Source organism: Roseateles agri (assembly GCF_034043675.1).
Classification (GTDB): domain Bacteria; phylum Pseudomonadota; class Gammaproteobacteria; order Burkholderiales; family Burkholderiaceae_C; genus KK5.
In genome coordinates, this window is sequence record NZ_JAXCLA010000010.1 from 205114 (window position 1) to 224853 (window position 19740).

Sequence of the window (19740 nt, forward strand, 5' to 3'; positions counted from 1 at the left end):
ACAAGTGAAGACACCACCCCCGCGAAAGCGGAGGGTGGCAACATTTCTTGAAAGAAAAGCTTCAAGTCCTGCGGAGGTGTCTCCGATAACGGTCTCATCGGGCAGCAAAAAGTGCCGCCCCCTCGACCCGAAAGGACTGACCGTGCCGCAAATCATCAACACCAATCTGATGTCGCTGAACGCCCAGCGCAACACGTCCATGACACAGAACTCGCTGCAGACCTCGATGCAGCGCCTGTCGTCCGGGCTGCGGGTGAATTCGGCGAAGGATGATGCCGCTGGCCTGTCGATCGCCACCCGCATGGACTCCCAGGTGCGCGGCATGACGGTGGCCCAGCGCAATGCCAACGACGGCATCTCTCTGGCGCAGACGGCCGAAGGCGCGATGTCCAAGGTCGGCGACGCACTGCAGCGGATGCGTGAACTCGCCGTGCAGGCCCGCAACGCCACCAACACCAGCGCCGACCGCGATTCGCTGGATGCCGAGTTCGGCCAACTGGCCCAGGAAATCCAGCGCGTGCTGGGCGGCACCACGTTCAACGGCAAAGCCATCCTGGGCACGACCGACGCGGGCACGCAGACCTTCCAGATCGGCGCCAACACAACGACCAACGACACGATCGACATCGTGACGACGGACATGACACAGGACGGCACGATCACCGCTGTGGCCGGCATCGACAACACCGGCGCCAATCGAGCCGTGATCGACAACACCGCCGACACAACGACGATCGCCACGGTGATCGACGCCATCGACGTCGCCATCAACACCGTCAGCACGCAGCGCGCCATCATGGGTGCGGCCCAGAACCGCTTCGACTCCGTGATCGCCAACCTGCAGATCTCGGTGGAGAACCAGAGCGCCGCCAAGAGCCGGATCATGGACGCGGACTTCGCGACCGAGACCGCCAACCTGAGCCGCTCGCAGATCCTGCAGCAGGCCGGCACCGCGATGATCGCGCAGGCCAACTCGATGCCGCAGCAGGTGCTGACGCTGCTGCGTGGCGGCTGATCCCCACCCTACTCCCGTAACAAATCAGTCGTAAGAAAGCGCTGCTCCTCGGGTCGAACCCGGGGCGCAGCGCTTTGGTTTGGAGGGCGTTTCGGCCGTTAATCGGCCTTTTGGAATTCTTCTGCGTCCGCAGAATCTGGTCATCGGGCTGGTATCCGTTCAGGCTCGAAACCGGAATTTCCAGGAGTGCTGAAATGCCCCAGACCATCAATACCAATATCGCGTCGCTGAATGCGCAACGCAACCTGAACAAGTCGCAGCTTGCGCTGTCAACGTCGATGCAGCGACTGTCTTCGGGTCTGCGCGTGAACTCCGCCAAGGACGACGCAGCCGGTCTGGCCATCGCGACACGGATGGACTCCCAGGTTCGCGGCATGAACGTCGCCCAGCGCAACGCCAACGACGGCATCTCGCTGTCGCAAACGGCGGAAGGCGCGCTCGCCACCGTCACCGACAACCTGCAGCGCATGCGGGAACTGGCGGTGCAGGCCCGCAATGCCACCAACACCAGCGCCGACCGCGACTCGCTGGACGCCGAATTCGGCCAGTTGGCGCAAGAAATCCAGCGCGTGCTGGGCGGGACCACCTTCAACGGCAAGTCCATCCTTGGCGCGGACGCCGGCACTCAGACCTTCCAGGTGGGTGCGAACACGACGACCAATGACTCGATCGACGTGGTCACGACCGATCTGACGCAGGATCCGATCCTGACTGCCGTTGCCGGCACCGACAACACCGGCGCAAACCGCCAGGTGATCGACAACACCGCCGACCCGACAACGATCGCTGCCACAATCGATGCAATCGACGCGGCCATCAATGATGTCTCTTCCCAGCGCGCCACCCTGGGCGCTGCGCAGAACCGCTTCGACGCCGTGATTGCGAACCTGCAGATCTCGGTGGAAAACCAGAGTTCTGCCAAGAGCCGGATCATGGACGCCGACTTCGCGGCCGAAACCGCCGCCATGAGCCGCTCGCAGATCCTGCAGCAGGCCGGCACGGCGATGGTTGCCCAGGCCAACCAATTGCCCCAACAGGTTTTGACACTGCTGCGCGGCGGCTGATCTTTCGCTCAATTCGCTCTCAAGTTCAGCGGAAGGCGGCCGATACTGAAGATGGGGCGGGCTTGCCGCCTCTGGCGCAGCATTACCGGAGCCTCCATCATGGCCACCATCACCTCCCTGGGCGTCGGCACCAACGGCCTTGACACCCAATCGCTGGTCGACAAGCTCGTGGCCAACGAGCAGGTCCCGCTCACGCAGCTCAATACGCTCACGACCGGACTGAAGACGCAAATCTCGGCGTACGGCCAGATCCAGAGCGCGCTTTCGGCAGTCCAGGACGCCGCCCGCAAGCTGACGAACCCGAGCACCTGGGGCGCCACAACGGCAAGTTCCAGCGATCCCAGCAGCGTCAGTGTCGTCGCAGGTAACGGCGCGCCGGCGGGCAATATCAATGTCCAGGTCACACAACTGGCCACCGCGCAATCGGTCGCCAGCCCCGTACAGGCCAGCAGCACCGCTGCGCTCGGCTCCGGCAGCCTGACGATCGAGCTCGGCACCTGGAGCACCGACAAGAGCAGCTTCACCAGCAAGACCGACGCGTCGCCGGTGACGATCAACGTCGCGGCCGGTGCCACGTTGAGTTCGATCCGTGATCAGATCAACAGTTCCGGTGCCGGCGTCGTCGCCTCGGTCGTCACCGACAGCACGGGTTCGCGCCTGGTGATGCGCTCCTCCGCCACCGGCGAGACCAACGGTTTCCGCATCACCGCCTCCGATGCGGACGGTAACAACAGCGACGCCAGCGGCCTGTCCGCCCTCGCCTACGATCCGACCAGCGGGACTTCCGGCGCCACCTTGACGCAATCGGCCGGCAACGCGATCGCCACGCTCAACGGCCTGACGATCAACTCCGACACCAACACGCTGACCCAGGCGATCGACGGTCTCAGCATCACGCTGCTCAAGCCCACCACGGCCGGCGGCACGACGCTGAGCGTGACGCAGGATTCCACCAGCACCAAGACGGCGATCACCAACTTCGTCACGGCCTACAACGCGCTGAACTCACTGCTGCGCGACGACACCAAGTACGACGCCGACACCAAGACTGCCGGCACCTTGCAGGGCGACTCGACCGCCGTGGGCCTGACCTACAGCCTGCGCAACCTGATCAGCGGCACCAGCACGCTGGGCGGCGCGATGACCCGGCTGGCCGACATCGGCCTGGATCCGCAGGCCGACGGTTCGCTGCAGGTGGACGACACCAAGCTCAGCGGCGCGCTCGCCGACCCGGAGAGCCTGAAGTCGATGCTGATGGGCCTGGACAAGACCAATGCCGCCAACAGCGGCTTCGCGCAGCAGTTCGTCACCTTCACGACGCAGGCGCTGGGTGTGGACGGCACGATCGCCACCCGCACGGCCGGCCTGCAGGCACGCGTGGACGCCAACGGCAAGTCGGCCGATGCGCTGCAGGCTCACATCGATCAGGTGCAAGCACGCCTGCAGGCGCAGTACTCGGCGCTGGACACGCAGATGGCCAGCCTGAACAGCCTGTCCACTTACGTCAGCCAGCAGATGGCGATGCTGAACGGCACCACCAGCAAATAAGCCGGGCGTCGCCACACTCCTCGCTCCTCGCAAAACGACGGCGGCCTCTTTGCGAGGCCGCCGTCGTTTTGTTTTGGCGTCGCTCACGCGCACAATTGTGAAGTTATGCGTTTCCGGACAACTCAAGTTCGGTGACACCGGGCCGAAAACATCTGCAAGACAGACAGTTTTCGAAAGCGACGACATCACATGTACGGCAACATGGCATCACCCTTCGCTTCGCGCGCCCAGCGCGCCACGATGTACAGCAGGGTAGGTCTGGAGACCGACGTCAGCGGCGCTTCGCCGCACCGCCTGGTTCAGCTGCTGTTCGACGGCCTGTTCGAAGCCATGAACCAGGCGCTGGCCGCCATCCGCAACAAGGATGTGGCACTGAAGAATCGCGCGCTGTGCCGCGCTGTGCGCATCGTCGACGAAGGCCTGAAGTCGGCGTTGAACATGGAGGCCGGCACGCTGGCCAACGACCTGGATGCCCTGTACGCCTACGTCAGCATCCGCCTGACCCAGGCGAACGCCCGCAGCGACGAGAAGGCCATCGAGGAGTGCCAGAGCTTGATGGCCCCGGTGCGGGAGGCCTGGAACAAGATCGGCCCGGCCGTCGACCAACCGCACGCCGCCTGAACTGCCGGCACGACAACGAAGCAAGGAATGAGAGCGATGAAAGACTGGCCCGCCACCGAAGCCGCCGCAACCCTCACCGGCGATGACCACGACACGGTCCACCTGCTCAGCTACTACGAGGCGATCGAGCAGGCCAGCGCCGACATGCTGTCCGCGGCCCGCTCGGGCAACTGGGACGAGGTGGTCAAGCTCGAAGGCGCCTGCGTGCTGCTGATCTCGCAGCTCAAGAACGCCGCCGCGCAAGACCAGCTCGCCCCGGACGAGGCCAAGCTGAAGTCGCGCATCATGCAGCGCATCCTGATCAACGACGCCGAGATCCGCCACCTCGCCGAGCCCTGGCTGGAAGACCTCGACACGGTGCTGACCGGCAAGCAGCGCAAGACGGTCCACTGAGCCCGTCGCCGCGTCCCCACACACCCTCCCCGACCCCTCCGCTCATGGGTGGCGTTATGCCGCCGGGTGAATGACACTTGCGTCATGAGCACCGTTTCCAGAGAGTCGCCACAGCTGCCCGAGCAGACCGGCATCGAGCCGGCGCCGGGCGAATACCGGGTTCAGGCACCCGCTGAAATCTCGTCCCTGCTGCGCCAGATGCTGGAGCAGCAGATCCGCATCACGTTGACCAGCCCTGCAGGCGCCACGCTGAACGGCCGCATGTGCCTGTTCGACCCTGACCTGGGCGTTCTCGGCGTCGACGTGATGGCACACGACCCGGAACTCCAGCCCCTGCTGGCCTCCGACGAGATCGCCGCCACCTGTTACCTCGATCAGATCCGAGTGGCCTTCGAGCTTGAAGGCCCGGTGCTCGTCAATGGCCCGCGCGGCGCCGTGCTGCGCGCACCGCTGCCGCTGATGCTGCACCGCTTCCAGCGCCGTCAGTCCTTCCGGGTGAAACCCAGTTCGCGCACGCCGCAGGCCCGCCTGCGGCTGGACGCCGACCCGCAAGGTGCCGAGCAGCGCCTGCGCATCGTCGACCTCAGCGTCGGTGGCATCGCGCTGCTGCTGGCTGCGGGTGACGGTGGAGTGGTTCCGGAACTGGGCACCGAGCTGGAAGCCCACGTCGAGCTGGACCGCGAGAACCACTTCCGCGCGCTGCTGCAGCTGCAACACGTCAGCGGCGCCGCCGGCGACGAGAAGCCGTCCGCCGGGGCGGCGATGCCCGCCGGCCTCAAGCTCGGCTTCGCCTGGGCCCGTTTGTCACCCGACGCACAGCGCCAGGTGCAGCTCTTCATCGACCAGACGCAGCGGATGAACCGACTGCTTCGTAAGTCCTGACATGGAGCCCCTCGTCCAGCGGGTACGCTGGCCGGTCCCCCGAGGGGACGGCGATGCTTGGGGCATCGAGCCCCAAGCACATCGCCACACGGGCCGGCTTGGGAGCGGCCCGGCGCTCGGCCCGGAACACCGCACCGCGCCGCGACTGCCAGCGCGGGGTTTCACGCTGTTGGAGGCCGCGTTCGTGCTCGCGGTGACAGCCATCATCATCGCCGTGGCGATCCCCAGCTACAGCAACTACCAGCAACGCCAGGAGCTGCGCCAGGCCGGCGATGCGCTGGCGCAGGACATGCGCAACGCGCGCGAGCTGAGCGCCACATCCAGCCAGCCCATCTTCATCAGCTTCCGCCCGGCCGGCGCCAAGTGGTGCTGGGGCCTCAGCTACGGCCTGCCCTGCGACTGCAGCGCCAACGCGTCAGCCTGCACCATCGGCCGCAACGACAACAGCGCCTTCCCCGACGTCAGCATGACCGAGGCGTTGGATGTGGAGATCGCCGCCAAGCTTGCGCAGGTCGCCCGCGCCGGCGGCGCATCGTTCAAGAACCGGCATGGCGAAAACTTGCGCGTGCAGATGAGCCTGGCGGGGCGGGCCGCGGTGTGCGGACCAGATTCTCCAGGCAGCAAGCCTTGCTAGTAGCGAGGCAGGCCCTCAGACTTGCATGTTCATGATCTCGGAGTAAGCCGAGACTAGGCGATTGCGCACCTGCAGCGTGGCCTGGAAGCCGATCTGGGCTTTCTGCATCGCCACCATCGTGTCCTCGAGACCGACGTTCGGGTTGTCCAGCTGAACCTGGCGGGCCATCTCGGTGGCCTCGTTCATGGTGGCGCTGACACCCTTCATGGCACTCGCCATCGCATCGCCGAAGCTGGCGCCGCCGGTCGCCTGGGGCTTGGCGAGCGGCTGGCCGTTCACGTTCAGGCCGGCGCGGGCGGCGGCCTGGGTGAAATCGAAAGGCATCAGCTTCATGTCCATGATGGGACGAAGCATAGGTGAGGCCTGCCGGCGCTAAGGCTGGAACTGCGCTCGCTTGGTCGGCTTGTTTCCAGCTTTCTTGAGGGGTGTTTCCGAAATAATTCCGACACCATGGACACAGCTCTCAGCCCCACCGCCGCCGGCATGCCGGTCGCCGCACCCGCCACGGCGCCTGCCGCTGCCGTCGCGCCGCTGACCTACCGGGAGCGCCTGGTCCAGATGCCCATGCGCTCCAAGCTGATGATGGGCGCGGGCCTGGCGGTGCTGGCCGCGGCCGTGCTGGCCATCACACTGTGGTCCAGCCAGGGCGATTTCCGGCCGCTGTTCACCGGCCTGTCGGACAAGGACGGCGGCGCCGTCATCGCGCAGTTGCAGCAGATGAACGTGCCCTACCGCAACGAGCCGGGCGGCAGCATCATGGTGCCCGCGTCGCAGGTCTATGACCTGCGCATGAAGCTGGCCGCCAGCGGCCTGCCCAAGGGCGGCACGGTCGGCTTCGAGCTGATGGACAAATCCTCGATCGGCCAGACCCAATTCAACGAGCGGCTGAACTTCCAGCGCGGCCTCGAAGGCGAGCTGACCCGCACGATCACCGCGCTGGCCGACGTGGCCGACGCCCGCGTCCACCTCGCGCTGCCGCAGCAGAACGGCTTCTTCCGCGAGCAGCAGAAGCCCAGCGCCTCGGTGATGCTGACCTTGCGCCCCGGCCATGTGCTGGACCGCGACCAGGTAGCCGGCATCGTGCACCTGGTGTCCTCCAGCGTGCCCGAGCTGAACCCGAAGGCGGTCAGCGTGCTCGACCAGACCGGCGCACTGCTGTCCAACAACCCGGACGCCAACAACAACGGCCTCGACACCCAGCAGCTGCTCTACAAGCGCCAGATCGAGGACAACATCAACAAGCGTATCTACGACCTGCTGGACCCGGTGGTCGGCCGCGACAACCTGCGCGCCACGGTGACAGCCGACGTCGACTTCAATCAGGTCGAGTCCACCGCCGAGGAATACAAGCCGAACCAGGGCCAGGGCAACAACCCGGCCGTGCGCAGCCAGCAGACACACGAATCGACCAATGCCACGCCGCAGGTGCCCACCGGCGTGCCCGGCGCGGCGACGAACCAGCCCCCGGTGCCGGCCACCGCGCCGGTGAACGGCGCCTCCGCGCCGCTGCAGACCGCCGGTGCCAGCGGCGGGCAGAACAGCTCGCGCAAGGAAGCGACGACGAACTACGAGCTCGACAAGACCGTGCGCGTCACGCGCAACGCCACCGGCAGCGTGCGCCGGCTGAACGCGGCCGTCGTCATCAACCAGAAGCAGGTGACGGACCCGAAGACCAGCAAGGTCGCCAGCGAACCGCTGTCGCAGGAAGAGATCGACAAGCTGACCTCGCTGGTCAAGGAGACGATGGGCTTCAACGCCGACCGCGGCGACTCGCTGAAGATCATCAGCGCGCCCTTCGTGGCCGAGAAGGTCGACAACACCGAAGCACCGCTGTGGAAGCAGCCCTGGTTGCTGGACCTGATCCGCGCCTCGGCGGTGCCGGCGGCCCTGGTCATCGTCGCGCTGATCGCCGTGTTCGGCATGGTGCGCCCGGCCATGCGCAGCCTGAACCCGCCGCCGCCGGAAGCGGCCGACGCTGCCCAGGAGCTCGACGCCATCGTCGACGACCCGAACGAACTGCCCGGTGGCGCGGGCGGTGCCGGTGGTGCGAACGGCAGCATCGGCAGCAGCGGTGGCCTCCATGGCCTGCCCATGCTCGAAGGACCGAGCGAGAATGCCACCCAGGCGCTCGAGCGCGCCCGCCTGATGGCCCGCACCAACCCGGTGGCTGTGGCCAACATCATGCGGAACTGGATGCTGGGCGAAGTCTGACGGAGGCCGCGAGATGGATGACGATGGCGTTGAGGACGCAGCGATCCTGCTGATGTCTCTGGGTGAGGAGGAAGCCTCCGAGGTCTTCAAGCACCTGGAGCCCAAGGAAGTGCAGAAGCTCGGCGAGACGATCGCCAAGCTGAAGGTGATCCCGCGCGAGCGGGTTGAGCAGGTGCTGGAGCGCTTCGACAAGATCGCCGCGCTGCAGAGCAACCTCGTGCCCGACACCGACGAATACGTGCGCAACGTGCTGCGCAAGGCGCTGGGCGACGAGAAGGCCAACCTGCTGCTGGACCGGATCCTGCACGACAGCGACGTCTCCTCGATCGAGAGCCTCAAGTGGATGGACGCCGGCTCGGTGGCCGAGCTGCTGCGCAACGAGCACCCGCAGATCATCGCGGCCATCCTGTCGCACCTGGACTACGACCAGACCAGTTCGGTGCTGCGCTCGTTCACCGAGCGCCAGCGCAACGAGGTGCTGGTGCGCATCGCCACCTTGGACGGCATCCAGCCGATGGCGCTGAAGGACCTCAACGAGGTGATGAGCCAGGTGCTGGCCGGCGGCGAGCGCATGAAGAAGCAGAACCTGGGCGGCGTGAAGACGGCGGCCGAGATCATCAACATGCTGGGCTCCAGCATCGAGGCATCGGTGCTGGACTACATCCGCGAGGCCGACGCCGACCTGGCCCAGAAGATCATGGACAACATGTTCACCTTCGACGATCTGGACAAGATCGACGATCGCGGCATCCAGGCCATGCTGAAGGAAGTGCAGTCCGAGTCGCTGATCGTCGCGCTGAAGGGTGCCAGCACCGAGCTGCGCGAGAAGATCTTCCGCAACATGTCCAGCCGCGCGGCCGAGACGCTGCGCGAAGACCTGGAATCGCGCGGCCCGGTACGGCTGTCGGAGGTCGAAAGCGAGCAGAAGGAAATGCTCAAGATCGTCCGCCGCCTGGTGGACGAAGGGCAGATCGTGCTGGCCGGTGGCGGCGACGATCAATTCGTCTAAGCTCAAGCTTCAGCAGTACAGATCCAGAGTCAGCCCGTGGCGACACCAAAACCCCCACCGCGCCAGGTCCCGCCGCCGGATCGCCGCGAGGGCGACCGCCGCAGCAGCTATGCCCGCTTCATCCCGGGCGAAGAGCTGAGCGGCTTCTCGGCCTGGACGCCGGATTCCTTCGCCAACCCCAACATCGCCCGGCCGCCGATCAGCGCGCCGATGCCGCCGCCCCCGCCCCCTCCGCCGCCGGCCGAGCCCCCGGCCCCGCCCGCGCCGGATCCGGTGCAGCTGATCCACCAGGCCCGGCAGACCGGCTACCAAGATGGGTACCGCGACGGCATGTCGGCGCTGGATTCGTTCAAGCAGAGCTTCGCGCAGCAGATGACCTCGCAGGTCGGCGCGCTGGTGAAGAGCTTCGACGCCGAGTTCCGCGCGCTGGAAAACGAGATGTCCGTGGCGCTTGCGCGCATCGCCGTCGAGCTGGCGCGCCAGGTCGTGCGCAGCGAGATCACGCAGCGGCCCGAGCACATTGCCAAGGTCGCGCATGACGCGGTCGAGGCGCTGCAGCTCTCGGCCCGCCACGTGCGCGTGCGCGTCAACCCGGCCGACTACCCGCTGGTGCTCGAAGGCGCCGGCGAGGAGATGCAGGCCCGCGAGGCCCAGGTGATCCCCGACCCCGACATCCCGCGCGGCGGCTGCCAGGTCGAATCCGACATCGGCAGCGTCGACGCGAGCCTCGCCGCGCGCTGGCAGCAGGCCGCGGCCGCGATGGGCCAGGCCTCGCTGTGGGAAGACCGCCGCGGCGGCCACGGCGACGAGGAACCCGCACCGTGAGCGCCCGCACCGATCGCTGGCAGCAGTACCTGAACGACCTGCAGTCGTTCGCCGGCAACACCGTGCCGATCGAATCGCAGGGCAAGCTGGTGCGCGTGGCCGGCCTGGTGCTGGAAGCCACCGGCGTCAAGGTGCCGATGGGCTCGGTCTGCGAGATCCACATGCCCTCCTCCGGCGCCAATCCGCGCCGTGGCCTGCGGCCGGTAACGGCCGAGGTCGTCGGCTTCTCCGGCGACCGCGCCTACCTGATGCCCACGGACGAGGTCCAGGGCCTGTCCAGCGGCGCGCGGGTGGTGCCGCGTGCCCTGCCGCTGCTCTCGCCCAAGCTCGGCCAGCCGGCCCACCCCTGGCGGCGCACCGAAGACCGCGGTCTGCACCTGCCGATGGGCAACGGGCTGCTGGGCCGCGTCGTCGATTCCCACGGCCACGCGCTGGACCGCCGCGGCCCGCTGGAAGACGTGCACAGCGAGCCGATGGTGCGCCGGCCGATCAACGCGATGGACCGCGACCCGGTGCGCACGCCGCTGGACACCGGCGTGCGGGCGATCAACACGATGCTCACCGTCGGCCGCGGCCAGCGCCTGGGCCTGTTCGCCGGCACCGGCGTCGGCAAGTCGGTGCTGCTGGGCATGATGGCGCGCTACACGCAGGCGGACGTAATCGTCGTCGGCCTGATCGGCGAGCGTGGCCGTGAAGTGAAGGAATTCATCGAGGACATCCTGGGCGACGACGGCCTGGCCCGCTCCGTCGTCGTCGCCGCGCCGGCCGATGCCCCGCCGCTGCTGCGCATGCAGGGCGCCCACTACGCCACGGCGATCGCCGAGTTCTTCCGCGACCAGGGCCGGCACGTGCTGCTGCTGATGGATTCGCTGACCCGCTACGCGATGGCGCAGCGCGAGATCGCCCTGGCCATCGGCGAACCGCCGGCCACCAAAGGCTATCCGCCAAGCTGCTTCGCCAAGCTGCCGCAGCTGGTGGAGCGCAGCGGCAACGGCCTGCCGGGCGAGGGCTCGATCACGGCCTTCTACACGGTGCTCAGCGAGGGCGACGACCAGCAGGACCCGATTGCCGACGCCGCGCGTGGAATATTGGACGGCCATATCACCCTGTCGCGCGAATTGGCCGAGGCGGGGCACTATCCTGCCATCGACATCGAGCGATCGATCTCGCGGGTGATGACGAATGTAGTACCGCAAAACCAGGTCGATTCGGCGCGTCGGTTCAGGCAGTTGCTGGCCAAATACAACAAGGCCCGCGACCTGATTCAGCTGGGTGCCTACAGCCCTGGCCACGATCAGGAACTGGACCTGGCCGTGCGGCTTCACCCGGACATGATCCACCTGCTGCAGCAGGGCATGCACAGCCCGTCGCCCTTGGCGGAGGGCGTGAAGCAGTTGCAGGCGGTGATCCAGGCCTGAGCTTAGGTTAGGAAGAACAAGCGATGAGCAGCACCAGTGATTCGACCAGTCTCCAGACCCTCGGCATCCTGCTGGAGCGCGCCGAAGCCGAGCGCGACGAGGCGCTGAAGGCCTGGAAGGACATGCTGCTGCGCGCCGCCCAGGCCCGCGAGCAGGCCGAACAGCTGAGCAGCTACCGCAGCGAATACCAGCAGCGCTGGACGCAGCAGTTCTCCCGCCAGGGCACGATGGACATCGTCAGCTGCTACCAGAACTTCGGCGGCAAGCTTGACCAGGCGATCGACAGCCAGGTCGCCGTCACCCAGCACGCCGACGTGCGCGTCGAGCGCGCCCGCGCGCTGCTGGCCGAGAGGGAGATGCGCGTCGCCGCCATCGGCAAGCTGATCGAACGCCGCCGCGCCGAGATGGGCCGCGCCGCACTCCGCCAGGAGCAGAAGCAGAGCGACGAACAGGCCGCCCGCACCGCCCTGGGCGGCAACGGCGGCTTCAACCCCTTGAGCCGACTGCAGGCCTGAGAGCCCGACCCCGCGCAGGAACAAAGACATGACCAGCATCGCCTCCTCGAACAACACCACCGGCACCAGCGCTGCCGCCCTGCTCGCCGCCGCGGGCAACAACAGCGCCGATAGCGCCAACCAGGACTTCCAGCGCATGCTGCGCAGCCACGCGGCGCAGCTGTCGATCAGCTCCGAGCCGATCGCCCCGCCGTCGCCGCCGAAGGCGATCGTTCAGGTCGAGCAGCCGAAGGACGGCCCCAGCGACATGCAGCGCGAGGAAGCGCGGCTGAGCATGTCCCGCAAGCAGAGCACCACCACGACGACGCCGGTCAAGAATCCGCCGGCCAAGACGGACACCGCCGCGACCGACGACGCCGCCGCCGATGCTGCGAACGAGACGGCACAGCAGGCCGATGCGAACAACACGCAGGCCACCACCGCCAAGCCGCAGCCCACGAGCGCGCCGGCACCGGCCACCGATGCGCTCAGCACCAAGCTTGCATCGGGCAAGGGCGGCAAGAAAACGGGCGACGACGACTCGTCCGCACCGGCCGACGCAACGCAAGAAGACTGCGCCGCCCCCGAAACGCGCAGCACCACGGGCGATACCGGCGCCACCGCCACGCTCGACCCGGCCGCCGTGCTGGCTGCCACGCAGCTGAACGACAAGGCCGCCGCCGCGCTGCAGGCGGAGGCCGACGGTGGTACCGCCACCGGCAAGCAGAGCGGCCGCGCCGGCGATGCCACCCAGTCCCGTCAGGCCGCCGGTGCGGACGCCGCCGCCGACGCCAGCCAGCAGGCAAGCACACAGCAAACCGGTACCACGGCGACGCAGACCAGCTTCGCCAGCATGCTCGGCGCCGCCGGCAAGCAGGCCGCCGCGGGTTCGCCGGTGGCGGGCATCGCCCCGGGCGCAGTCGATCACGGCGCATCGGCCCAGCTGGCTGCGCTGGCCGGCCTTCCTTCCGCCGCAACGAATTCCGCGGCCGGTGCCGCCGCCGCACCCGCGGCGTCCACGCCGAGCTCGCTGGTGCTGTCGCAGCCGCTGCAGGACCCCGGCTTCGCATCCGAGATGTCGGCGCGGCTGAGCGTGCTCGCCTCTCAGGGCGTGCAGCAGGCGCAGCTGCACCTGAATCCGGCCGACATGGGCCCGGTGCAGGTGCGGATCACCGTCGACGGCCAGCAGGCCCAGGTGTCCTTCCATGCCGAGCAGGCCGAAACCCGCGCCGTGCTCGAACGCAGCCTGCCCGACCTCGCCGCGGCCCTGCGCGACACCGGCCTCACGCTCAGCGGTGGCGGCGTGTTCCAGGCCGCCAGTGGCGGCAGCGGCGGCAGCGGCAACGGTTCGTTCCAGCAGCAGGCACGCGACGGCGCGGCCTCCTCCGCTGGCGGCACCGGCAGGATTCAGCGCGTGACCGGCGCCGATGATGTGCAGTCGACGATCAGCCGCGCGGGCGGCGTTCGCGGCGGTCCGGTGCGCGGCGTTGTGGATTTGTACGCCTAGCTTTACTTCGCGAAAGATAAGCGCGACCCCTCCAGGGCTTTTTAACGCATGGCCGCGCAGCAGTCCGTCAATAATCGCCGTTAGCGTCGCCATGCCTGCCGGCGTGCCGACGAACCGATTCGACGAGGAGAAGTCTTCATGGCCACAGCCGCCGCTGGCGCCCCCGCCCCCAAGGCGGGCGGTAACAAAAAGCTGATCATCATCCTGGCCGCCGTGCTGGTGCTGGTGCTGGCCGGCGGTGCGGCCCTGCTGCTGATGAAGAAGAAGGCCAGCGCCGAGGACGGCGATGACGCCGATGCCGCGCCCGCGCCGGCCGTCCATGCCAAGAAGGAAAGCGGCAAGCCGCCCGTCTTCGTGCCGCTGGACCCGTTCACCGTCAACCTGACGGACAAGGAAGTGGACCGCTTCGCCCAGGTCGGCGTCACGCTGCAGGTGGACGACGAAAAGGTCGCCGAGGAAATCAAGAAGTACCTGCCGGCGATCCGCAGCAATGTGCTGATGGTGCTCTCCCACAAGTCCTCGACCGAGTTGCTGACGGTGGAAGGCAAGGAAAAACTGGCCCGCGAGATCATGCGCGAGTCCGTGCGGCCGATGGGCATCGAGCTGGACGACGACGATGACGACGACGCCCAGCCCGCCACCGGCGACGCGCCGCCGAAGAAGAAGAAAAAGAAAAAGCGCCGCAACGTCGAGAGCCCCGTGACCCAAGTGCTCTTCTCGCAGTTCATCGTGCAGTAACGCCGTCTCCAGCAGGCCCACTATGAATCAGCAGATCCTCTCGCAAGACGAAGTCGATGCGCTGCTGCAAGGCATCACCGGCGAAAGCCAGAAGCTCGAGGCGGAAGAGGAGCAGGTCGGCGGCATACGCGACTACAACCTCGCCAGCCAGGAGCGGATCGTCCGTGGGCGCATGCCCACGATGGAGATCATCAACGAGCGCTTCGCGCGGAACATCCGCGTCGGGCTGTTCAACTTCATCCGCAAGAGCCCCGAGGTCGCGATCGGCGGCATCAAGGTGCAGAAGTACTCGGCCTTCCTGCGCGAGATCGTCGTGCCGACGAACTTCAACATCGTCTCGGTCAAGCCGCTGCGCGGCTCGGGCCTGATCGTCTGCGACCCGACCCTGGTGTTCGCCGTCATCGACTCGCTGTTTGGCGGCATCGGCAAGTTCCACGCGCGCATCGAAGGCCGCGACTTCTCCGCCACCGAGCAGCGCGTGATCCTGCGCCTGGTGGAGGTCATCACCGCCGAATACAAGAAGGCCTGGACCGGCATCTACCCGCTGGAGCTGGACTACCAGCGCTCGGAGATGCAGCCGCAGTTCGCCAACATCGCCACGCCCAGCGAGATCGTCGTCTCGACCTCGTTCACCCTGGAGATCGGCGAGACCAGTGGCACCGTCTACTTCTGCATTCCCTACTCCACGCTGGAGCCCATCCGCGACGTGCTCTACAGCACCACGCAGGGCGACTCCGCCGAGCCCGACCGTCGCTGGGTCAACCTGCTGAAGCACCAGATCCAGGCCGCCGAGGTGGAGCTGGTGGCAGAGCTGGGCCATGCACCGGCCACCGTCGAGCAGTTGCTGGCCTTCAAGCCGGGTGACTTCATCGAGCTGGACCTGGAGCCGCTGATCAAGGCCAAGATCGACGGCGTGCCCATCTACGACTGCCACTACGGCACGTCCAACAACAAGTATTCGATCAAGATCGACAAGATGCTGACCAGCCCGGACTCCGGCTGGCTGGGAGCCCGAGATGCCACCTGATTCACCGAGCCAAGAAGAACAGGACGCGATGGCGGCCGAATGGGCTGCCGCACTCGCCGAAGCCGCTCCGCCCGCCACGCAGGAAGTCGCCGAAGAGGTGCGCCCCGCGGCCGACCAGGTGGCGCCCGCCGCGTTCACGAACTTCTCGCCGACGCCGGGCAACATGCCCAGCGGCGACATCAACATGATCCTGGACATCCCCGTCCAGCTGACCGTTGAACTGGGCCGCACGCGCATCCCGATCAAGAACATCCTGCAGCTCGCGCAAGGCTCGGTCGTCGAGCTGGACGCGCTGGCCGGCGAACCGATGGACGTGCTGGTCAACGGCTACCTGATCGCCCAGGGCGAGGTCGTCGTCGTCAACGACAAGTTCGGCATCCGGCTGACCGACATCGTGACCCCTTCGGAACGCATGCGCCGGTTGAGCAAGGCCTGACCCCGCGGTTTCCTGGCAGACAATGCCGCGATGACCAATTCCCTGCTCCCCTTCCTCTGGTTCCTGGCCATCCTGTGCCTGATCCCGCTGGCGCTGTGGCTGCTCAAGCGCACGCCGATGGGTGGCGCGGGCGCAGGCGGGATGATGCGCGTGGTGTCCACGCTGCCGATCTCGCCGAGCCAGCGCCTGCAGATCGTCGAGGTGGGCCAGGGCGAAGCGCGCCAATGGCTGGTGCTGGGCATCACCGGCCAGCAGATCCACACCCTGCACGTGATGCCGCCGCAGGCCGAGACGCCCGGCGCCGCGCAGCAGGCCTCGTTCGCGCAACTGCTGGCCAGCAAGCTGAAGGGTGAACAGCGGGGCGACCAGCGTGCGCCATAACTTCGCATCCCGACTGAGCACGCTGCTGGCCCTCGCCCTGCTGCCGGCGCTGGCCTGGGCGCAGCAGAGCCCGCCGCCCGCCACGCTGCCCCTGCTCGTTGGCCAGGGCGCCGGCGGCAGCAGCTACTCGGTGCCGATCCAGACGCTGCTGTTCTTCACCGCCCTGGGCTTCCTGCCCGCGGTGCTGCTGATGATGACCGGCTTCACGCGCATCGTGATCGTGCTGTCGCTGATGCGCCAGGCACTGGGCACGCAGGCCGCGCCGCCGAACCAGGTGATCGTCGGCCTGTCGCTGTTCCTCACCTTCTTCGTGATGAGCCCGACCTTGGACAAGGTCTACACCGACGCGTGGGCACCCTACAGCGCCGGCACGATCGGCTTCGAGGTGGCCCTGCAGCGCGCCGAGCCGCCGATGCGCGGCTTCATGCTCAAGCAGACCCGCCAGAGCGACCTTGCCCTCTTCACGCGTCTGGCCAAGCTCGACGCCTCGGTGAAGCCCGAAGACGTGCCCTTCAAGGTGCTCGTGCCGGCTTTCGTCACCAGCGAGCTGAAGAGCGCCTTCCAGATCGCCTTCCTGATCTTCATTCCCTTCCTCGTCATCGACATGATCGTCAGCTCGGTGCTGATGAGTCTGGGGATGATGATGCTGTCGCCGGTGCTGGTGGCCCTGCCCTTCAAGCTGATGCTGTTCGTGCTGGCCGATGGCTGGAACCTGCTGCTCGGCTCGCTCGCCGCCTCGTTCGCCACTTGAGGTAAGCCATGGATCCCCAACAAGTATTCACCCTCGGCCAGCAAGGCCTCTACGTGCTGATGATGGTGGCCGCGCCCGTGCTGCTGGCCGTGCTCGCCGTCGGCGTGCTGGTCAGCGTGTTCCAGGCCGCCACGCAGATCAACGAATCGACGCTCAGCTTCGTGCCCAAGGTCCTCGCCGCCATCGCGGTGCTGGCCATCGCCGGGCCGTGGATGATCACCACGCTGGTGGAGTACATCCAGCGGACCTTGATGGCGATTCCGCAGGCGGTGGGCTGAGCCGGCGGCCGGCAGTTCCTTGTTCTCCGTCACCGAAACCCAACTGCTCGCCTGGCTGACGCCAGTGCTGTGGCCGTTCCTGCGCACGCTGTCGCTGTTCGCGGGCATGCCCACGTTCAGCCAGCGCGCCGTGCCGCTGCGGGTGCGGATCGGGCTGGCGGTGTTCATCTCGGTCTGCGCGCAGCCTTCGCTGCCGAGCATGCCGGTGGTGCCGCTCGATTCGTTGCCGATGCTGACCCTGCTGCTGGCGCAGCAGATGCTGATCGGCCTGGCGATGGGCTTCGCGGTGCGCGTGGTGTTCGCCTCGCTGGAATTCGCGGGTGAGCTGATCGGCCTGCAGATGGGCCTGAATTTCGCCGGTTTCTTCGATCCGCAGACGGGCAGCCAGGGCACGGCCAGCGCGCAGTTCTTCGGCTCGATGGTGGCCTTCCTGTTCATCGCGATCAACGGTCACCTGCTGCTGATCAACGCGCTGGTGCAGAGCTTCCAGGCCTTCCCGGTGGGCGACGAGCCCTTCGCCTTCCTGCGCGTCGCGCAGCCGCAGCGTTGGGGTGCGGAGATCTTCAGCATCGGCCTGTGGATCGCCCTGCCCTTGATCACGATGCTGATGTTCGTCAACATCGTGCTGGGCGTGATCTCGCGCGTGGCGCCGCAGATCGGCGTGTTCTCGGTGGGCTTCCCGCTCACCGTCAGCATCGGGCTGATCGGCATGGTGGCGACGCTGCCGCTGATGCAGACGCCGTTCCAGGTGGCGCTCGAACGACTGCTGGCGGCATTTACCTAGAAGGGGCAAGCATGAACAGAGCGGCGATCCGGCAAGGCACACAGGCCACCCTCATCGCCGCGTTGCTCGTCGCCTGCGGCGTAGCGCCGATGGAGCCTGACCGCAGCGCCCGCGCGCCGCGGCTCGATGGCTTCGGCACGGCGACGTTGACCATCGCCAGCCCTTCCGCGCCGGCCCGCGCCTGGTTCGCCCAGGGCATGGAGCAGGCCTATGCCTTCAATGAGGTGGAGGCCGTGCGCAGCTTCAAGGCGGCGTTGGCGCAGGATCCCGACTGCGCGATGTGTGCCTGGGGTGTGGCCTGGCAACTGGGCCCCAACATCAACGCCAGCGAGCGTGGGGATCTTGCCGAAGCGCGGCGCTATGCCGACTACGCGCAGGCCCACGGCCAGGCGCTGCCGGCGCGCGAGCGCGAGCTGATCGAGGCGATGCGCCTGCGCTATGCCACGGGCAGCGCTGCGCGCGACATCGCCGTGAAGCAGGCGCCGCGCTGCGGCACGCCGGGCTCGGGCAAGCCGGCCGATCCGCTGGACATGGCCTATGCCGAGCGGCTGCGCGGCCTGCTCGACCACCATCCCGACGACCCCGACCTGCTGAGCTTCTACGCCGAGGCGGAGCTGATCGCGATGACTGAGGACGAATGGTGGGATGCCGCGCCCGGCAAGTCGACCGCGCGCGTCGCCGATCTCGCCGCCCGCCTGGAGGCCGGGCTGGCCCGCCACCCCGACCACGTCGGGCTCAACCACTACATGATCCACGCGGTGGACAACGTGCAGGTCGCCGCCCGCGCCGAGGCCGCCGCCGACCGGCTCGGCGCGCTGGCGCCGAAGTCACCGCACCTGCTGCACATGCCCTCGCATACCTACGCTCAGATCGGCCGTTATGCCGACGCCACGCAGGTGAACCAGGCCGCCATCGCGGCCGACGAGGTGATGTTCGCGGAGCTGAAGCAGCAGGGCTTCGACATCAGCAAGGACTGGCGCAGCCATGACGGTGCCTTCCAGTGGTACGCCGCGCTGATGGAGGGCCGCGGCGATCTGTCGCTGCAGACGGCGCGGGAAGCCGCCCGCCAAGCCGGCTACGACAACGAGTACGGCGAGTACGTGCGCAGCCGGCCCATCCTGACGCTGATGCGCCTGGAGCGCTGGGACGCGGTGCTGGACGAGCCCATGCCGACCGGCAAGCGCGGCGTCGCCACGGTACTGGGCGAGATGGCCCGCGGCACGGCGCTGGCCCGCAAGGGGCAGGCGGCCGCCGCGGCCGAAGCGCTGGCGCGGCTGGAGCCGGCGAGCGCGGCCTTGCTGAAAGCCCATGCCGGCAAAGAATCGATGGACAAGATCGCCCGCAGCATCGCGCAGGGCAGCGCGCTGCGGCTGCGCGCCGAACTCGCGCTAGCCGCGGGCCGCTTCGACGAGGCCCTGTCGCTGCAGGCCGAGGCCGCCACGGCCATCGCCGATGCCGACGACAAGATGGAACCGCCGATGCTGGCCGCCGGCGCGCGCGTGGCGCTGGGCGACATGCAACTGCGGGCCAAGGCCTATGCAGCCGCGGAGCAGAGCTACCGCGCCGATCTGGCCCGGCATCCGAACAGCGGCTGGGCGCTGCAGGGGCTCGTGAAAGCGCTGCAGGCGCAGGGGCACGATGCCACCGCCGAACGCGCCGCATTGCAGCGCGCCTGGCCGGTGGCCGACGGTGCGCTGCTGGCCTCGCGTTGAGGTAGTGCCCTC

22 protein-coding genes are annotated in these 19740 nt (G+C 67.6%); 21 read left to right on the top strand and 1 reads right to left on the bottom strand.

Features of this window, described 5'->3' with window-relative positions; all coding sequences use genetic code 11:
* Nucleotides 1–142: 142 nt before the first annotated feature.
* The 7 genes from SNE35_RS28135 (at nt 143) to SNE35_RS28165 (ending at nt 6157) form a co-directional block, all read left to right on the top strand.
* Nucleotides 143–1015 carry a flagellin N-terminal helical domain-containing protein gene (locus SNE35_RS28135; protein WP_320426374.1) on the top strand — a complete coding sequence of 291 codons (873 nt, stop codon included), beginning with the start codon at nt 143–145 and terminating at the stop codon, nt 1013–1015.
* A gap of 194 nt (nt 1016–1209) precedes the next feature.
* Nucleotides 1210–2079 (top strand): flagellin domain-containing protein, encoded by an 870-nt coding sequence (locus SNE35_RS28140; protein WP_320426497.1) that lies wholly within the window; start codon nt 1210–1212, stop codon nt 2077–2079.
* 99 nt (nt 2080–2178) lie between these two features.
* The gene (fliD, locus tag SNE35_RS28145) at nt 2179–3627 is read left to right on the top strand and encodes a flagellar filament capping protein FliD (protein ID WP_320426375.1); all 1449 of its coding nucleotides are present in this window, start codon (nt 2179–2181) and stop codon (nt 3625–3627) included.
* A gap of 201 nt (nt 3628–3828) precedes the next feature.
* Nucleotides 3829–4248 carry a flagellar export chaperone FliS gene (fliS, locus tag SNE35_RS28150; protein WP_320426376.1) on the top strand — a complete coding sequence of 140 codons (420 nt, stop codon included), beginning with the start codon at nt 3829–3831 and terminating at the stop codon, nt 4246–4248.
* Nucleotides 4249–4284: 36 nt separating this feature from the next.
* Entirely contained in the window at nt 4285–4641 is a 357-nt protein-coding gene (locus SNE35_RS28155) for a flagellar protein FliT (protein WP_488803605.1), read from the top strand.
* Nucleotides 4642–4725: 84 nt separating this feature from the next.
* Nucleotides 4726–5523, top strand: coding sequence for a flagellar brake protein (locus SNE35_RS28160; protein WP_320426377.1), 798 nt, complete (start codon nt 4726–4728; stop codon nt 5521–5523).
* A gap of 184 nt (nt 5524–5707) precedes the next feature.
* A complete protein-coding gene (locus SNE35_RS28165) occupies nt 5708–6157 on the top strand; it encodes a hypothetical protein (RefSeq protein ID WP_320426378.1) in 450 nt (149 codons plus the stop codon).
* A 15-nt stretch (nt 6158–6172) separates the two neighbouring features.
* Here the strand turns inward: SNE35_RS28165 and fliE are convergent, their stop codons facing one another.
* Complete coding sequence (fliE, locus tag SNE35_RS28170) at nt 6173–6496, bottom strand: flagellar hook-basal body complex protein FliE (RefSeq protein WP_320426379.1); 324 nt, start codon at nt 6494–6496, stop codon at nt 6173–6175.
* Between the two features lie 111 nt (nt 6497–6607).
* On the opposite strand from fliE, the gene fliF reads away from it, so the two are divergent.
* From fliF to SNE35_RS28240, 14 genes are all read left to right on the top strand, one after another.
* Entirely contained in the window at nt 6608–8368 is a 1761-nt protein-coding gene (gene fliF, locus SNE35_RS28175) for a flagellar basal-body MS-ring/collar protein FliF (protein ID WP_320426380.1), read from the top strand.
* Between the two features lie 13 nt (nt 8369–8381).
* Nucleotides 8382–9377 (top strand): flagellar motor switch protein FliG, encoded by a 996-nt coding sequence (gene fliG / locus SNE35_RS28180; protein ID WP_320426381.1) that lies wholly within the window; start codon nt 8382–8384, stop codon nt 9375–9377.
* 36 nt (nt 9378–9413) lie between these two features.
* Entirely contained in the window at nt 9414–10202 is a 789-nt protein-coding gene (locus SNE35_RS28185; protein WP_320426382.1) for a FliH/SctL family protein, read from the top strand.
* Nucleotides 10199–11620 (top strand): flagellar protein export ATPase FliI, encoded by a 1422-nt coding sequence (gene fliI, locus SNE35_RS28190; RefSeq protein ID WP_431312798.1) that lies wholly within the window; start codon nt 10199–10201, stop codon nt 11618–11620. The genes SNE35_RS28185 and fliI overlap by 4 nt, the downstream gene beginning before the upstream one ends.
* A 23-nt stretch (nt 11621–11643) precedes the next feature.
* Nucleotides 11644–12135 (top strand): flagellar export protein FliJ, encoded by a 492-nt coding sequence (gene fliJ, locus SNE35_RS28195; protein ID WP_320426383.1) that lies wholly within the window; start codon nt 11644–11646, stop codon nt 12133–12135.
* A 28-nt stretch (nt 12136–12163) separates the two neighbouring features.
* Complete coding sequence (locus tag SNE35_RS28200) at nt 12164–13621, top strand: flagellar hook-length control protein FliK (RefSeq protein WP_320426384.1); 1458 nt, start codon at nt 12164–12166, stop codon at nt 13619–13621.
* Between the two features lie 138 nt (nt 13622–13759).
* The gene (locus tag SNE35_RS28205; RefSeq protein WP_320426385.1) at nt 13760–14359 is read left to right on the top strand and encodes a flagellar basal body-associated FliL family protein; all 600 of its coding nucleotides are present in this window, start codon (nt 13760–13762) and stop codon (nt 14357–14359) included.
* 22 nt (nt 14360–14381) lie between these two features.
* Complete coding sequence (fliM, locus tag SNE35_RS28210; protein ID WP_320426386.1) at nt 14382–15386, top strand: flagellar motor switch protein FliM; 1005 nt, start codon at nt 14382–14384, stop codon at nt 15384–15386.
* Nucleotides 15376–15822: a flagellar motor switch protein FliN gene (gene fliN, locus SNE35_RS28215; RefSeq protein ID WP_320426387.1), complete on the top strand. Its 447-nt coding sequence runs from the start codon at nt 15376–15378 to the stop codon at nt 15820–15822. Before fliM ends, fliN begins: the two co-directional genes overlap by 11 nt.
* 30 nt (nt 15823–15852) lie before the next feature.
* Entirely contained in the window at nt 15853–16203 is a 351-nt protein-coding gene (locus SNE35_RS28220; RefSeq protein WP_320426388.1) for a FliO/MopB family protein, read from the top strand.
* Entirely contained in the window at nt 16193–16954 is a 762-nt protein-coding gene (gene fliP / locus SNE35_RS28225; RefSeq protein WP_431312799.1) for a flagellar type III secretion system pore protein FliP, read from the top strand. Before SNE35_RS28220 ends, fliP begins: the two co-directional genes overlap by 11 nt.
* Nucleotides 16955–16962: 8 nt before the next feature.
* Entirely contained in the window at nt 16963–17232 is a 270-nt protein-coding gene (gene fliQ / locus SNE35_RS28230; RefSeq protein WP_320426389.1) for a flagellar biosynthesis protein FliQ, read from the top strand.
* Nucleotides 17233–17251: 19 nt separating this feature from the next.
* On the top strand, nt 17252–18016 hold the full coding sequence (gene fliR / locus SNE35_RS28235) for a flagellar biosynthetic protein FliR (protein ID WP_320426390.1): 765 nt from the start codon (nt 17252–17254) through the stop codon (nt 18014–18016).
* A gap of 11 nt (nt 18017–18027) precedes the next feature.
* Nucleotides 18028–19728 carry a hypothetical protein gene (locus SNE35_RS28240; RefSeq protein ID WP_320426391.1) on the top strand — a complete coding sequence of 567 codons (1701 nt, stop codon included), beginning with the start codon at nt 18028–18030 and terminating at the stop codon, nt 19726–19728.
* Nucleotides 19729–19740: the final 12 nt, after the last annotated feature.

Excerpts from the sequence above, each read along its gene's own strand:
- fliD (WP_320426375.1), top strand. The coding sequence starts at position 2,179 with ATGGCCACCATCACCTCCCTGGGCGTCGGCACCAACGGCCTTGACACC.
- fliG (WP_320426381.1), top strand. The coding sequence starts at position 8,382 with ATGGATGACGATGGCGTTGAGGACGCAGCGATCCTGCTGATGTCTCTG.
- SNE35_RS28200 (WP_320426384.1), top strand. The coding sequence starts at position 12,164 with ATGACCAGCATCGCCTCCTCGAACAACACCACCGGCACCAGCGCTGCC.
- SNE35_RS28240 (WP_320426391.1), top strand. The coding sequence starts at position 18,028 with ATGAACAGAGCGGCGATCCGGCAAGGCACACAGGCCACCCTCATCGCC.
- fliE (WP_320426379.1), bottom strand. The coding sequence starts at position 6,496 with ATGGACATGAAGCTGATGCCTTTCGATTTCACCCAGGCCGCCGCCCGC.
- fliJ (WP_320426383.1), top strand. The coding sequence starts at position 11,644 with ATGAGCAGCACCAGTGATTCGACCAGTCTCCAGACCCTCGGCATCCTG.
- fliS (WP_320426376.1), top strand. The coding sequence starts at position 3,829 with ATGGCATCACCCTTCGCTTCGCGCGCCCAGCGCGCCACGATGTACAGC.
- fliN (WP_320426387.1), top strand. The coding sequence starts at position 15,376 with ATGCCACCTGATTCACCGAGCCAAGAAGAACAGGACGCGATGGCGGCC.
- SNE35_RS28155 (WP_488803605.1), top strand. The coding sequence starts at position 4,285 with ATGAAAGACTGGCCCGCCACCGAAGCCGCCGCAACCCTCACCGGCGAT.
- SNE35_RS28140 (WP_320426497.1), top strand. The coding sequence starts at position 1,210 with ATGCCCCAGACCATCAATACCAATATCGCGTCGCTGAATGCGCAACGC.
- fliF (WP_320426380.1), top strand. The coding sequence starts at position 6,608 with ATGGACACAGCTCTCAGCCCCACCGCCGCCGGCATGCCGGTCGCCGCA.
- SNE35_RS28160 (WP_320426377.1), top strand. The coding sequence starts at position 4,726 with ATGAGCACCGTTTCCAGAGAGTCGCCACAGCTGCCCGAGCAGACCGGC.
- SNE35_RS28220 (WP_320426388.1), top strand. The coding sequence starts at position 15,853 with ATGACCAATTCCCTGCTCCCCTTCCTCTGGTTCCTGGCCATCCTGTGC.
- SNE35_RS28205 (WP_320426385.1), top strand. The coding sequence starts at position 13,760 with ATGGCCACAGCCGCCGCTGGCGCCCCCGCCCCCAAGGCGGGCGGTAAC.
- fliM (WP_320426386.1), top strand. The coding sequence starts at position 14,382 with ATGAATCAGCAGATCCTCTCGCAAGACGAAGTCGATGCGCTGCTGCAA.
- fliQ (WP_320426389.1), top strand. The coding sequence starts at position 16,963 with ATGGATCCCCAACAAGTATTCACCCTCGGCCAGCAAGGCCTCTACGTG.